The sequence below is a fragment of the Deltaproteobacteria bacterium genome, assembly GCA_026388545.1.
Lineage (GTDB): Bacteria > Desulfobacterota > Syntrophia > Syntrophales > UBA2185 > JAPLJS01.
The window spans coordinates 1-13,598 of the sequence record JAPLJS010000109.1; the positions used below are offsets into that span (position 1 = coordinate 1).

The window sequence follows — 13,598 nt, forward strand, 5'->3', positions numbered from 1 at the left end:
GCACCGATACAGGTAGCCATGACGCAATGATTGGTATACATCCCCGCTGCAACAATCGTATTGATTCCCCTCTGCTTAAGAACATGATCGATGATAGAGGAATTAAACGCTCCCTGTGCCGTCTTGTTGATCACTGGCTCGTTAGCCAAAGGAGAAAGGTCCGGCACTATCACATACCCTGGATCGTTGATAGAAACAATTGCGGGGAACCCCAGCATCTCCAGACATTTCCTATTCCATAACCGGACATACGGGACGAGATCTGATCCGTCTTCCGTGAGCGATCCGAAGGCCGTGAATATGACACAAGCCCCAGCTTCCCGGAAAGCTGAAAGCAGCCTCTTGATCACCGGAACAAGTTCCTTACCCCGCCGGACGGCGCCTTCTTCCGCATCCGGACCGTTGATGACACCGAAGTAGCGCGGCAGATTCCCCCCCTCACCTGCCTGATATACCTGCATGTCGATAACGAGCAGGGCTGTTTCCGTTTTTCTCTTGATTAATGACTTTCCGTTTGCATGCTCAGACATGATGGATATCCCCGTTCTCGTTGAGGTCACAAACGGCTCTTATTTAATCGGCCATTCTCCACGCTCTTTGAGCACATCCCGGTAAACCTCAAGCGCTTCATTAACGGCAGGCATACCCGCATAGGTCGCAACCTGGAAAAAAATCTCAGTCAGTTTCTTAGGGTCACAACCAACATTTAACGCTGCATTTACGTGAAGTTTTAATTCACCGGTTGCCCTGAGAGCCGCGAGCATAGCGCAAGCCGCCATCTGCCTTTCAGAAAGGGTTAAAACCGTCCTGGAATAAAGGTTGCCCGTTATAAAACGGGAAAAATCATTGGCAAGGTCCTTGTCAAATTCCCTCCACATCAGATATGGGGGGTCCATTGTGATCCCTTTGCCAAAAAGGGTGTTCGCGGTCTCCTGGGTTCTTTTTTTAATGTCATCGCTCATGGTGTTTTCCTCAGGCTTCTTTCATTCATGATCCTCGTTCAACCGGCCGCCGTAAGGGTTGATTTTAATGTCATCAAAACAGGTATGGCAGAATACTTTTGTATCCACGTGGCCGCAGCCATAACCCCAGAGGTCGAATTTACGGCACTCTATGCAGAGCGGAATCTGACAGCCATCACAGAAGATGACGGCAGGGATTTTTCCGCAACGCGTGCAGGCAGTGTTTGTGTTTGCAACAACGATCATGATTTGTTAAATTAACATGTGCAATAAAAAGTCTCAAGATGAAATGGAAGGCCATTTCGTCTGAATACCCTGACTTTCATTCTTTTTCGGTTGAGGCTTCTTTGTCGAAATCTCCTTCTTTCGCGTTACCACGCATCTGAAAGTAGCCCGGGTAATACTCCCTGAAACAGGCAACAATCCTTTCATACGGAACGTCGGCAAAATGACCGTGATCCTTGATATATTCCATATGCCGTTTTCCTTCCCTGTCGTATGGATGGAAGAGGCTGTCGGTTCTGCCGTCAAAATCGAGAGGATTTACACCGAACTTATCACACAGAGACAGGTTGAAGGTCGGTGTGGCCTTGACCCAGCGGTTTTCAAGAAAGAGTTCCGTATAACCGTGGAAAATGAAGGTATCCGTCTTCATCAACTGCCGGAGCCTTTCCGTGGTAAGGTGGTTGCGCACATCGGCAAAACCGAGACGGCTGGGAATACCCGAAGCGCGTGCCGTAGCGGCAAGCACGATTGCCTTGGCGACGCAATAACCATAGCCTCTGGAGACGATAACGCTTGCTTTGAAAGCCTCTCTGTTATCCAAATCGATCCGGTAGGGGTCATACCTGATTTTGTCCCGCACGGCGCAAAAGAGGGCGATGCCTTTCTTAAGCGAGGAATCATTGATGCCGACGGAAGCTCTGGCGAAAGCTACAACCTCCGATGTGTCGCTGTCTATAAAGTATGTGGGTCGAAGGTATTGCCCCAGATCATCACTCATATTTGCCCTCTTCGATTATGATCAACGGTTCATTTATACTCTATTTTTCCGTATAAGTAAATGCCCAACCGGTTTACCCTTGACATCTTGGGAAGCACTCATACTCTATGGGGCGTCTCCCTTTTATAAAGGGAGACCTGGAGTTTGGACATTAGCTTCGCAAAGAGATGACCAAGGGAGAGACATGTTTATGGAAATATGTCTTGCGGGCCAGACAAATGAAAGGTTATCAATTCCGAAGGCAAAGGTCGGTATTGGATTTCATTGCCGACTTTATGTGTAAAGAGCTGTGTTTAGTTATAGAGGTTGATGGAACCTCCCCCTACACCCCCTCCAGAGGGGGACAATGAGGAAGGCGCCCCGCCGACGGGTAACAAACGCTTATAAAAATGTCCAAACTCCAGTCTCCCTTTTGTAAAGGGAGATTTAGAGGGATTTTGCAAAAAAAAAGAAATCCCTGCAAACCCCCATTTATAAAAGGGAGATGCGCAGAGTCTATTTTCGTACTAACGAAATTGAGTTTGCCGCTTATCGTCGGAAAATGATATAATAGAAAAAACAATCAAAATGGCTATTCAAAGAGGTTGATTACTTCATGGGAGAGGATATTCGCTGGGTTAGGACACATTGCGCCAGGATGGATCACGGAGGCTGTGCCCTTCTGGTTGGCGTGAAGGATAATCAGATCGTTCAGGTAAAGGGGGACCCGGAGGGTTTTCTGAACAAGGGCTATATCTGTCCCAAGGGTGTGGCATCGCCGGATCGTCTGACACATCCGGACCGCCTCAGGCATCCCCTCAAGCGGGCGGGAAAGCGCGGCGAGGGCAAATGGCAGCGCATCACCTGGGAGGAGGCACTACAGGAAATTGCCGGGAACTTCCTGCAGATCAAGGAAAAGTTCGGCCCAAAGGCGGTAGCATTTGGTGTCGGGATGCCCAAAGGCCTGGAGCATTTTATCCTTATCCGTCTGGCCAATATTTTCGGATCACCGAATGTAATTGCTTCTCAGGATGTCTGCCACGCCCCCCGCGAGATCACAGGCATCCACACCTGCGGCTTTTACCCCGTCGCGGATTTTCACCACATGAGCAAACTGGCCGTTCTCTGGGGAAGCAACATCACCTCCACCAATGAAGAGGGTGAGATTTGCAGCCTCCTCCTCGAACAGGTAAAGAATGGGACCGAACTCATCATCATTGATCCCCGCCGTATCGACCTGGTTAAGAAGGCCAAACTGTGGCTTCAGATTCGGCCCGGAACAGACAACGCCCTGGCCCTGGGATTTCTGAATGTTATCATCTCTGAAGGTCTGTACGATAAGGAATTCGTGGAAAAGTGGACTGTGGGTTTCGCGGATCTGGCCGAACACGTTAAAGGATTTACACCCGAAAAAGTGTCCGAAATCACATGGGTAGCTCCCGATCTCATCAGTGAAGCCGCCCGATGCTATGCCAGGACAAAACCGGCAGTCATCCAGTGGGGAAACCCTATCGAGCACAACATTTTTGCCTTCGACACTATCAGGGCTCTTATCTGCCTCATGTCCATTACGGGCAATCTTGATGTACCCGGCGGAAATGTGGAAGCACACGACCCAAATATCATGGGGCTGGGGACTTTTGTCCGGGTTGGCCTCATTCCCGACAAGCGCAAGGACATGATAAGCACCTATCATCGGATCATCCCGCGCCTGATGACCGTGGCGCCTGCCTATTTCCGGAAAGCCGTTCTAGAAGGGATTCCCTATCCGGTTAAAGGATTCTATGCCATGTGCTCCAATCCCATGCTGTCTTACGCCGACAGTCGCCAGACGTATGACGCCCTCATGAAACTGGATTTCATCGCCATAGCGGACATCTTCATGACCCCGACGGCGGCCCTGGCGGATATCGTTCTTCCCGTAGCTACCCACTTCGAATTTGACGATATCGGCCATCTGGGGCTCGGCCACGGCTACATTCTGGCAAGGCCCAAGGTTGTCGATCCACCGGAGGAATGCTGGCCCGACATGAAGATTATGAATGAGCTGGGTAAACTGATAAGTCCATCGGAGTTCTGGCACGATGATTACCGTATGTTTCTGGAAGACGTCGTCAAACCGGCAGGACTCACGTATGCCCTGTTCGCCCAAAAGGGATACCTGAAAGGGCCGGACCGGTTCAAATCCTACGAAGAAAAAGGATTCAAGACCCCCACGGGAAAGGTGGAGCTTGCACTCAGCACGGCGGAAAAGTTCAAGCTGGCTGCCCTGCCACAGTACACAGGCCTGCCGGAAGCCGACGACCCCGATTATCCCCTGCTTCTCACCAGCGCCAAAAGCCGCTACTACCTCCACTCATCGTACCGGTGGCTGGAAAAGCTCAGAAAGCTGAGGCCTCATCCCCGGCTGGAGATCCACCCGGAAACGGCAAAGAAATTCGGCATCGGCGAGGGGGACGAGGTCGTCATCGAGACGAAATACGGACAGGTCACTCAGGTCGCCCATCTGACGGACGGTATCGATCCCCGGGTGATCTCTGCCTCCCACGGCTGGTGGTTTCCCGAAGGAAAGCCGGAAACCCAGTACGACTGGGAAAAATCCAACTTCAACATGCTGACCTCCACAGGTAAACTTGGCAGGGAGTACGGCACCCCCAACCTGAAGGGCCTCCCCTGCCGGATCAGCCGGAAAGCATAAGATTTTATTATTATCCATCTCCGCATCCGATGGCTAAAGTCTTCACCTTAATAAAGTAACCACTTGACAAGAAAACCTGAATTTGTTTGACTGCACAGCGGGTGATGGAGTTCACCTGTAGACAAACTGCCCATAAGGCTAATAACTCCTACCAGTTTTAATTTGGTGGAGTTTTTTTATGTTAGATACTATCAATCATGGATCGAAATCCCGTATTCAGGACGTTTCACAAAAATCACTGAAAAACGTTCTTGATAGCTGTACCAGATTTTCCATTCTTTCCCTGAACCGCCAGAGTGAAGCCTGTCAGAAGTTACTTATCCAAAACCCGTTCATTGATGTGGCGATACTTGGCCAGTTTAAGGCGGGTAAAAGCTCTTTCATCAATAGCCTCATCGGCAAATCCATCCTTCCCATTGGCGTCATACCTGTCACCACCGTCATTACCCGGCTTCACTATGGGGAAAAAGAACGAGCCGTTGTAAAATTCTTCGACGCTAAAGTATGCGAGATTGATATAAGCGAGATTGATTCATATACCTCTGAAGCAAAGAACCCATCCAATGAAAAAAATGTAGAGATGGTGGATATTGAACTTCCATCACTCAAGGATTACGATGGTCTTCGTTTGGTGGATACCCCCGGCCTGGGAAGTGTCTTCAAATATCATAGGGAAACCTCTGAAAACTGGCTTCCTCAGGTTGGTACTGCCATACTTGCCATCAGTTCCGATCGCCCACTTTCAGACAACGATGTGCAATTGATTCGGGAGCTGACACAATACACGCCCAATATCGTGATCCTTCTGACAAAGGCTGATCTCCTCTCCCCTGAACAGCAGACCGAGGTTATAAAATTTTTCGAACAAACACTTCAGCGTGAACTAAATCGGTTGCTCCCGATTTATATATATTCGACCCGTGTGAACACGGAACAATACAAGGATCGAGTGGAGAAAGGCATTCTCTTAACATTGTCGTCAAACCGTGATTTCGAGTTCAAAAAAATTCTTCAACATAAGATGCACTCCTTAATGAAAGGTTGTCTGGGCTATCTTGAAATTGCTCTTAAAACCTCCTTGCAGACTGATGTTGATCGTGAAGTTCTCCGTAAGCAGATCCTCGATGAAAAGGTTAATTTTGATCTGATCCGTGAGGAATTAACCATCATTGCCCGTGAAAACCAGAGACAAACCCGCGTCCTCATCATGGACTACCTTGATCATTTTCAGAAACCCCTCAGGAAGAAAATTTCTGAAGAACTGGAAAACGAGCTTTCCACATGGAAAGGGAATCTCTGGAAACTCACCAGGAGGTATGAAGAATGGCTTGCAGAGCACATGACAGAAGAGATGAGACATATATCAAAAACAGAACACAAACATTTTTACGGCACTCTCAGGAAATCTCATGTCAGTTTATCCCGATCGATCGAATCCTTCCGGAATCTTTTGGATAAAAATATCGAAAAGGTTCTTGGTGTGAAGCTGGCTGAGGCAGACTGGAAAATGGAAGTGTCGGAGCCCGATCACCCTGATATCAAAACGATCAGATCATTTGACTTTCATTTCGATCTCATCTGGTTTCTCATCCCCATGTTTATCTTCAGGGGCCTTTTTGAAAAGCATTTTATACGCGAGATTCCTCGTGAAGTGGAGGCCAATCTTTCCCGTCTTGCCTCCCAGTGGGAAGACCGCATCAACAGGGCAATTGAAGAAATGCGAAAACAGGCGATTAATTACGTGAAGGAGGAACTCTCCACGATAGACGCCTTATTATCGAAGACACACGGTCAAACAGATGAGATTAATGAGACTATGAAAAAACTCCACGATGGGTTGCAGGGTTTAATGGTTTAAATTCAATGTCATTGACTTAAGCACTTTGACCCCCCTCTTTTCTAAAGAGGGGCTGGAGTTTGGACATTTGGTTGTCCCCCTCTGGAGGGGGGCGCCTTCCTCATTGTCCCCCGCTGGCGGGGGTGCAGGGGGTGGTATGGAAGCTGATAAAAATAATTTATGCAGCTACAACAAACGCTTATAAAAAAGTCCAAACTCCAGACCCCCGCGAAGGCGGGGACCTCAATGACAAACTTTTTACAAGTTCGTCATGGTTTAAATTGTTGCTATAGATACAATGTCGTTGACTTAAGAATTTTAACTCCCCTCTTTTATAAAGAGGGGTTGGGGGAGATTTTACGGAATAACATTAAAATCCCCCTGAGATCCCCTTTATAAAGGGAGACTTAAAAGAGACAACATTTTTAAGTCAATGACATTGACTATAGATATTGAAAAGGTGAAACATGACACGCATCATATTGGTAAGGCACGGGCAGACTGAATGGAATCGTGTGGAACGGTTTCGCGGGCGAGCCGACGTGCCGTTGAACGAAACCGGTCGTGCTCAGGCTGAACTGACCGGACGGCGCATCGCCGCTGAGTGGAGACCTATGGCAGTCTACTCCAGCCCGCTCTCGCGAGCGGTCAGAACGGCTGAGGTGATTGCCGGGCATTTTGATCTTCCTGTACAGGTTTATCCCGGCCTGACTGACATTAACTACGGCAAATGGCAGGGATTGACGCCTGATGAGGTTAGAGAACAATGGCCGAAGATGATAGACGACTGGTACAACAAACCTGCTTCCATCCGTATACCTGGTGGCGAGACGCTTGAAGAACTGCGCATACGTGCCCTCGGTGCGATAGATGAGCTGGTCAAACGGCATGATGGGCAGACAATAGTCGTGGTCGGTCACACGGTCATTAACCGTATTATCTTGTTAGGTGTCTTGGGACTTAGTAATGACCGCTTCTGGCGATTGCGTCAAGACACGTGCGCCATCAACAGTTTCGAGGCAGAGGGAGGCGATTTCACTCTTGTCTCGTTGAATGATACATTTCACCTGCGTGCCGAGATGCACTACCATCCCTCTCCTTTAACCTCCCTCCCTTGATGGGGGAAATACCAACTTACCTTCCCTCCCTTGATTGACTTTTTTTCTAATGTTGACTGTGGGTCTTACATCGAGCCATCTGAATATTTATTGAAAGAAATGAACCAGTATTCTGAAGAAATATACTACACTTCAAATGGCAATTCTTGAGGCTGATCTTGGCGAAAGTCGTATGAGGCTGGACTTTTGTTCACCTACCTATACGTAAGTTTCGGTTTGGAATCGAAGTGAGGAGTATCACTTATAATCAGTTTTTTAAAGACTCATACTTCTGACACAAAAGTTGCTTATAGCGAATTTTTGGGATGCTGAAGACAAAATGCCGGTGGGGCACCTTCTTGAGTACATCCATGCATAGTCACTTCCCAAGTTCCACCACCTGCTTCTGGTGGCAGGAGGGGCAGAAATGTTGGACATGTGAAAGTTTTTATAGTAGTTATCGAAACATTATGATTTATCTTGATTGCAATGCTACAACTTCTGTACTGCCGGAGGTGTTTGAGGCGATGATTCCTTACCTTACGTCCGAATGGGGTAATCCATCCAGTGCGTACAAGTTCGGTTCAAAGCTGAAAACGGTGATCGAGACGGCGCGAGTCCAGGTGGCGGAATTAATCGGAGCGCGGTCGATGGAGATCATTTTCACTTCTTGCGCAACAGAAAGCAACAACACGGCAATTAATGCAGCACTAAAGGCCAATCCCCGGAAGCGGCACATTATCACGTCAGCAGTGGAACATACATCGGTGTTGAACTATTGCAAGGCGCTGGAAAAGGAAGACTACCGCATTACCTATCTACCCGTTGACCGGGAGGGTTTGTTAAAGTTGGCAGATTTGGAGAATGCCATTACAGAGGAGACCTCGGTTGTCTCTTTGATGTGGGCAAATAATGAAACCGGTGTGCTTTTCCCTGCGAAAGAAATTGGGGAGATTTGTCGGTCCCGTGGAGTGCTGTTCCATTGCGACGCAGTACAAGCAGTCGGGAAGGTCAAGATTGATGCACCTGCTGTGCAGGCTGATTACCTATCGCTGACTGGGCACAAGTTTCATGCCCCAAAGGGTATTGGTGCTCTGTATGTTAGGCGTAAGACACCTTTCTCGCCATTCGTGCAAGGCGGGCATCAGGAGCGCAACATGCGGGGTGGCACAGAGAGCGTACCGCTGATTGTCGCCATCGGCAAAGCCGCTGAACTGGCCCGAAAAGAGTTGACGAACTACGACAAGACAGTGCGTTTGTTACGTGACGCTCTTGAGGATGGCATTCTACGATCGATTCCGAAAACAGAGTTGAACGGGCACAAAACCCGACGTCTGGCAAACACGACCAACATTACCTTCCACGGTATCGAATCCGAAGCCCTGCTTATCCTGCTGGACCAGGAAGGTATCTGCGCCTCATCCGGGTCAGCTTGCCTGGCTGATTCCGATGAACCTTCTCATGTCATCAAGGCCATGAAACCAGAATCGGCAGCATCACGGCACATGATCAGATTCTCACTCGATATGGCCAACACAGAAACACAAATCAAAACAGCATTTGCGGCGATAGAGCGCACAATTGAGGTACTTCGATAACGCCCCCTTGATAATGACCATCAGTTTGTGCTTATTTTAGTAATATTTTAAGTTTCTTAGGTAAGGAGTAATCTGCCTTTTTAGTAATCTCAATCAAGGCCATAGTCAACTCAGCTTCTTGTTCTGAATTCAATTGGTGCAGTACATACAGACACAAACCAACGCCTATCTTTTTAGCTTTAGCTTTTGCGTCGATTTTACCGGCATTCCACAAAACCCCGTCAAATACACCACCAGGGTTAACGAAATTTATTTTTTGCAATCCATATTGCAGGATATTCAGCTTGTTCTTTCCAGAAAAATGCTCGTAGAGGCGGGCAAGGACCTCGAGACCAACGGGACGAAAAAATAAACTCTGGTTATTATACCTTTCCGCTTTAAGCGTGGTGCTCTTTTGCTGGAAATAGCGGTTCAGTGAAGGTTCGTACTTGATTGCAAAATCAAGGAACTCGGTAACTATTGCCTTGAAAGCATTTATATTCTCAGGAGCATTATCCAAGGTTGCTCGTGGCTTCCTGTAAAGCTTTTTAAGACATTTGCAGACGGTATGAATCGCAAGGATACTTGTGAAGCATTCTCGTCCATCCTGGACTAATTGTTCTTTTTTTTCTGTGACCGCAATTTCATTGTCATAACCAAATAGCGGATACTCAGCATAGATACGGCGAGTTACGATTGCAGATAATTCGTCCTCATCAATGACCACCTTATCACCTTCAGAAACTGCCACCGCATTTTTATTGATGTCACAGAATAGCCTTCTGGTTCTGACCTTACCTTCAGCGTCGTCCCTATGCGCAACAAGTAGCACGGGGTACTCATCATGCTCAAATCTGTCAGGATTATTCTTGGCTGCTGCCTTGATACCCTCAATACGGTGCTGTCCATCTATTGCAAACATCTTTTCCGTTCCATAGAAGATCAGCAGTCCAAAAGACTCTTCGATTGGTGTCAGATCTGTGATTTCCAGTTTTTGGCCAATAGTAGAAAAGTCCAACTCGATCCAATCGGGTAATCCGCCAAAAACGCCAAGAATAATCGAGCTGAAGAATCTGTCGTCTCGCTTGCGGAGGTAAGTCGAAATCTTCGTAACACGCGGCTTCAGTTTTCTCTGGAGATAGTCATCTAAAGCCTTAGCCTCTCTTATATCCTTTGCAGTGATTACCCGTGCTGAAATTTGCTTTGCGCTCATAAGCGTTGAATAATAAACCCAGTTGCCCATGACGCCACGAAGACAAGGTGTTTTCCAAGTTGAGTTCATATCATATCACTCCAAATGCTTGCTGCTGCTGTTTGATGTCTAGTGGGAAGTCGCGACGACCGAAGCACGGATGTATGAACCCGTGTAAGCGTTCTTCGACTACCTCGAGCTCTGCTGAGGTTGCGGATGAAAAGGCAAAGGCAACCCAAATCTGTTCATAGTAGAGTTGGAGCATTCGATGAACATTTTTACGTTTCCTGATCGTATTCATCGCAGTCGGCAGATAATCTTTCAGGCGTTCCCGTAGTGGACGCTGTGAATTGCGCTCATTCGAAATGCCAATATAAAAGGCAAACTGTGGGAAGCGGTATAGCAACTGATTCGGCCGAGCATAGAAAATGTAAATGCCGGGTTCATCTTCAGGAATGACTTGGTTCAAGTCGTTACGATGCTGAATGTCTGCATAATGATATTCTCGCCAATTCAGTTCGAAAACCCAGGCTGGTGGCAAATGCTGCTCCCAGCTTTGAGGGTCAACACTAAACTCTCGACGATAACATGAAAAGCGTGCTTCAGGAAGCAGCCCCCGGAAATACCCGTGAGCGTCACCCAGGGAAGCATCGAATAAATCAAATGTGGCCTTGGTCATCCTTGCGTTATTTTCCTCCATCTTTCCAGTATTGCCGGGCCAGGCCGGTCAGCAGCTTACCTTGCAGGCGTAAGGCAGCTTCAGCTTTCTTTAACTTGGTATGGATGACACCGCCAAGGATCATCCGCTGTTCGGTATCGGTCAATGTGTGCGGTGAAAAGTGAACGCCACATTCTGCCAACTCAGCGAAGTTGGTTTCGTTTGTGCCGGTGGTTAGAAACTTGTCGGCGTCCTGTGATGCCATCCACACCGGGAATCCCCATGACCGACCTTGACGAGCAAGAGAACTGAGCAGACCGGCCTTGTTTTCTTTCGGCAAGAGCAGGTGGGCTTCATCAACAAACAGTACCATTTTGAGGGGTTGGATATCGTTCTTAACGGCCAGTTGCTGGCTCAGTTTTTTAATCAAAAAATTGAGAATGAGGGCAACGGCCAATGCCTTTGTTTCGCTGTCATTGCCGAAGTCCTTGAAGTCGATAACCATAGAGTTGCTCAGCCACTCTTCCGGACTAATAGCTGTCTGTGCACTCGCAAACAGGTTAAACCGATCAATTTTCTGGATAATTGCGAGATCGACGCCGTTCGCGCCACTATACTCCAACTCCTGTGAGAGTGATGGGAAATCGGGTACGACAAGTTTTTGATAAGCATCACAGATATTGCGCTCCTGCTTGGCGCCCAGTTGCGGTGCAAAACACCGTATCAGGTTGGCTATTTCGTAAGCAATCTGCGCGTTCTGCGTTGGATTTGTATGCCTATATAACGGATTGATCGGCAAGTCCTGCTGAATGAGTCGGACGTAGTTCGCTCCGGTTTGTTCCAGAAACCGTGTGCGGTTTTTCCGCTGTTCGACGTTGTTCGGATCATCTTCCAGTTCGCCTTTCATGTCAAAGAACACAAACCGGACGCCGAAGTTTGCAAGTTGTACCAACAAGTCGAGTGCGAGCTGACTCTTGCCAGTACCAGGTTGTCCTGAGATAACGAGCAGGCCATTATTGGTGCCGGGGCCATTCACCGACCACTCGGGTGCATCTGTTAAAACCTTGAGCTTCACTTCAGTTTCAACCACAGGCAAGATCGGCACTGACGGCTTCACACTGCCGGTAAGCCCCAGGTCATCGCCGGTAAGCTTTAACAATGCAGAAACAAAATGGGCCTGGTCGTTGCCAGACTCGGCCCATATCTGCCGGAGACGATGGCATCCATACTCGAAATGCCGACGAAATTCCTGGCGGTAACCGCTATCATCAAGGCTGTGCCCTGTGCGGTGGTTTAATGCAGTGCGGACCAAATCCCGCAGCTCATCGCCGATAACCTGCTCATCGTTCAAGGTGACGCCTTTAGCATCCTTCGGTTTGAATTCTTTTGGAACTCCTTCACCCAATGCCAGAAAGAGCGCAGCACGTCCTATAATCGCCTGATTACGGGCGCCAACGCGCGTAAAGATGTTCTCGATAAACTCGCGAGACTCGCTACTGGTTTCAAATTTCATGCAATTCTCTCACTTTACAGATCGTGTCCAAAATAATCGCTGGTAACTCGGACCCCATAGTCTACACCTTCAGGTCTGCCGTGCGGGTGTAACGTGTACACACGTGCCAGTCGATTCCTGACTCTGTCAAACAACGGACCTTCGGGATCAACTTCGGAATTGGTGGTAAGTATTACAGACTGATGTCCACTGAGATAGAGTTGGTCAAGCACGTTGGCGCGGACTTCCTTATCGAGACGAGCCAACGGTGTATCCACAACCAGTGGCGGCACAAGCTTTGCCAGTCGTCGCAATGCTTCGTAGAACGCCAACATGCGGACCTGTCGTTGGCCAGCGGATGTATTTGTTTCTTCCCAGGTCACGCGCTTTCCATCTTTGCGGATCAACCAGCATTGCCAGTGGCTATCAAACTCCATTCCGGCGAACTCACGCTGGCGTTCGGTAATGTCGATCCATAAATCACCGACGTGTTGAGAAATCCGTTTACGCAATTGGATAGCTGCACGGCTACGGATTTCACCTGCTGCCTCGCGATATCGCGCCGCCAACGCCGCCAAGCTTTCGCCTCTCTGAGCCTTCTCTACAATCTCACGCTGATTTGTTTCTTGGCGCTTGGTCTCCCCTATATCGATTTCTAAGCGAGCAATTTCACCTACCAACGCTGCTATTCTCTTGGTTATTTGCTCGCACTTGGCGATGAGTTCACCTCGCTTCTGATGCAACTCAGTACCCCGTTTGAACGCGATGGTGCTGTGCTGCATCGTCTTTAGTTTCTGGTCGAGTTCCCGTAACTCAGAATCCATCCGCTCAATGCTCACGCACATATCACCTAAATCACGTATTGAACCAGATGGCGTGGCAAGCCGTTGCCGGACTTGGGCGCTGATATCGTTGCGGTCGGTCGCGAAAACGCAGTCAGGAATATCTTCTGGCGGTGGGTGAAAGAGACGGTGCAGGGCATTTTCCAGCCGGCTCATAAAAAAAGCCTCCACGTCAGGCTGAAGTGCGTAATCCTCCGGGACGTTACCGAAGACATCGTCTTTGACTTGGGGGATCTTCGGCTCAACGGTTGATTTGGCGAA

The 13,598-nt window shown here is 48.5% G+C and carries 13 protein-coding genes and 1 riboswitch; of the genes, 6 read left to right on the forward strand and 7 right to left on the reverse strand.

Annotated elements, in window-relative coordinates; translation table 11 throughout:
- Positions 1-530 (reverse strand): cysteine hydrolase (locus tag NTW12_13200; GenBank protein MCX5847292.1); only part of this gene is annotated, 530 nt, incomplete at its 3' end.
- A 39-nt stretch (positions 531-569) separates the two neighbouring features.
- The gene (locus NTW12_13205) at positions 570-962 is read right to left on the reverse strand and encodes a carboxymuconolactone decarboxylase family protein (GenBank protein MCX5847293.1); all 393 of its coding nucleotides are present in this window, start codon (positions 960-962) and stop codon (positions 570-572) included.
- Between the two features lie 27 nt (positions 963-989).
- On the opposite strand from NTW12_13205, the gene NTW12_13210 reads away from it, so the two are divergent.
- Positions 990-1,223, forward strand: a complete 234-nt coding sequence (locus tag NTW12_13210; GenBank protein ID MCX5847294.1) for a hypothetical protein — start codon at positions 990-992, stop codon at positions 1,221-1,223.
- Between the two features lie 61 nt (positions 1,224-1,284).
- Here NTW12_13210 and NTW12_13215 read toward each other — a convergent pair whose 3' ends face one another.
- Positions 1,285-1,965 carry a transglutaminase family protein gene (locus NTW12_13215; GenBank protein ID MCX5847295.1) on the reverse strand — a complete coding sequence of 227 codons (681 nt, stop codon included), beginning with the start codon at positions 1,963-1,965 and terminating at the stop codon, positions 1,285-1,287.
- 167 nt (positions 1,966-2,132) lie between these two features.
- Here NTW12_13215 and NTW12_13220 point away from each other — a divergent pair, with 167 nt between their 5' ends.
- From NTW12_13220 to NTW12_13240, 5 genes are all read left to right on the forward strand, one after another.
- Positions 2,133-2,315: a DUF559 domain-containing protein gene (locus tag NTW12_13220; GenBank protein MCX5847296.1), complete on the forward strand. Its 183-nt coding sequence runs from the start codon at positions 2,133-2,135 to the stop codon at positions 2,313-2,315.
- 245 nt (positions 2,316-2,560) lie between these two features.
- On the forward strand, positions 2,561-4,642 hold the full coding sequence (locus tag NTW12_13225; protein MCX5847297.1) for a molybdopterin-dependent oxidoreductase: 2,082 nt from the start codon (positions 2,561-2,563) through the stop codon (positions 4,640-4,642).
- Positions 4,643-4,733: 91 nt separating this feature from the next.
- Positions 4,734-4,800: riboswitch (Fluoride riboswitch) on the forward strand.
- Positions 4,801-4,820: 20 nt separating this feature from the next.
- Complete coding sequence (locus NTW12_13230; protein ID MCX5847298.1) at positions 4,821-6,500, forward strand: dynamin family protein; 1,680 nt, start codon at positions 4,821-4,823, stop codon at positions 6,498-6,500.
- 446 nt (positions 6,501-6,946) lie between these two features.
- Positions 6,947-7,597 carry a histidine phosphatase family protein gene (locus NTW12_13235; protein MCX5847299.1) on the forward strand — a complete coding sequence of 217 codons (651 nt, stop codon included), beginning with the start codon at positions 6,947-6,949 and terminating at the stop codon, positions 7,595-7,597.
- Positions 7,598-8,046: 449 nt separating this feature from the next.
- A complete protein-coding gene (locus tag NTW12_13240) occupies positions 8,047-9,174 on the forward strand; it encodes an aminotransferase class V-fold PLP-dependent enzyme (protein ID MCX5847300.1) in 1,128 nt (375 codons plus the stop codon).
- A 31-nt stretch (positions 9,175-9,205) separates the two neighbouring features.
- Here NTW12_13240 and NTW12_13245 read toward each other — a convergent pair whose 3' ends face one another.
- From NTW12_13245 to NTW12_13260, 4 genes are read right to left on the reverse strand one after another with little or no spacing between them, the layout of a single operon-like run.
- Positions 9,206-10,435, reverse strand: coding sequence for a DGQHR domain-containing protein (locus tag NTW12_13245; GenBank protein MCX5847301.1), 1,230 nt, complete (start codon positions 10,433-10,435; stop codon positions 9,206-9,208).
- A 1-nt stretch (position 10,436) separates the two neighbouring features.
- Positions 10,437-11,024, reverse strand: coding sequence for a hypothetical protein (locus NTW12_13250; GenBank protein ID MCX5847302.1), 588 nt, complete (start codon positions 11,022-11,024; stop codon positions 10,437-10,439).
- A gap of 7 nt (positions 11,025-11,031) precedes the next feature.
- Complete coding sequence (locus NTW12_13255; protein MCX5847303.1) at positions 11,032-12,516, reverse strand: DndE family protein; 1,485 nt, start codon at positions 12,514-12,516, stop codon at positions 11,032-11,034.
- 14 nt (positions 12,517-12,530) lie between these two features.
- Positions 12,531-13,493, reverse strand: a complete 963-nt coding sequence (locus NTW12_13260) for a hypothetical protein (GenBank protein ID MCX5847304.1) — start codon at positions 13,491-13,493, stop codon at positions 12,531-12,533.
- Positions 13,494-13,598: the final 105 nt, after the last annotated feature.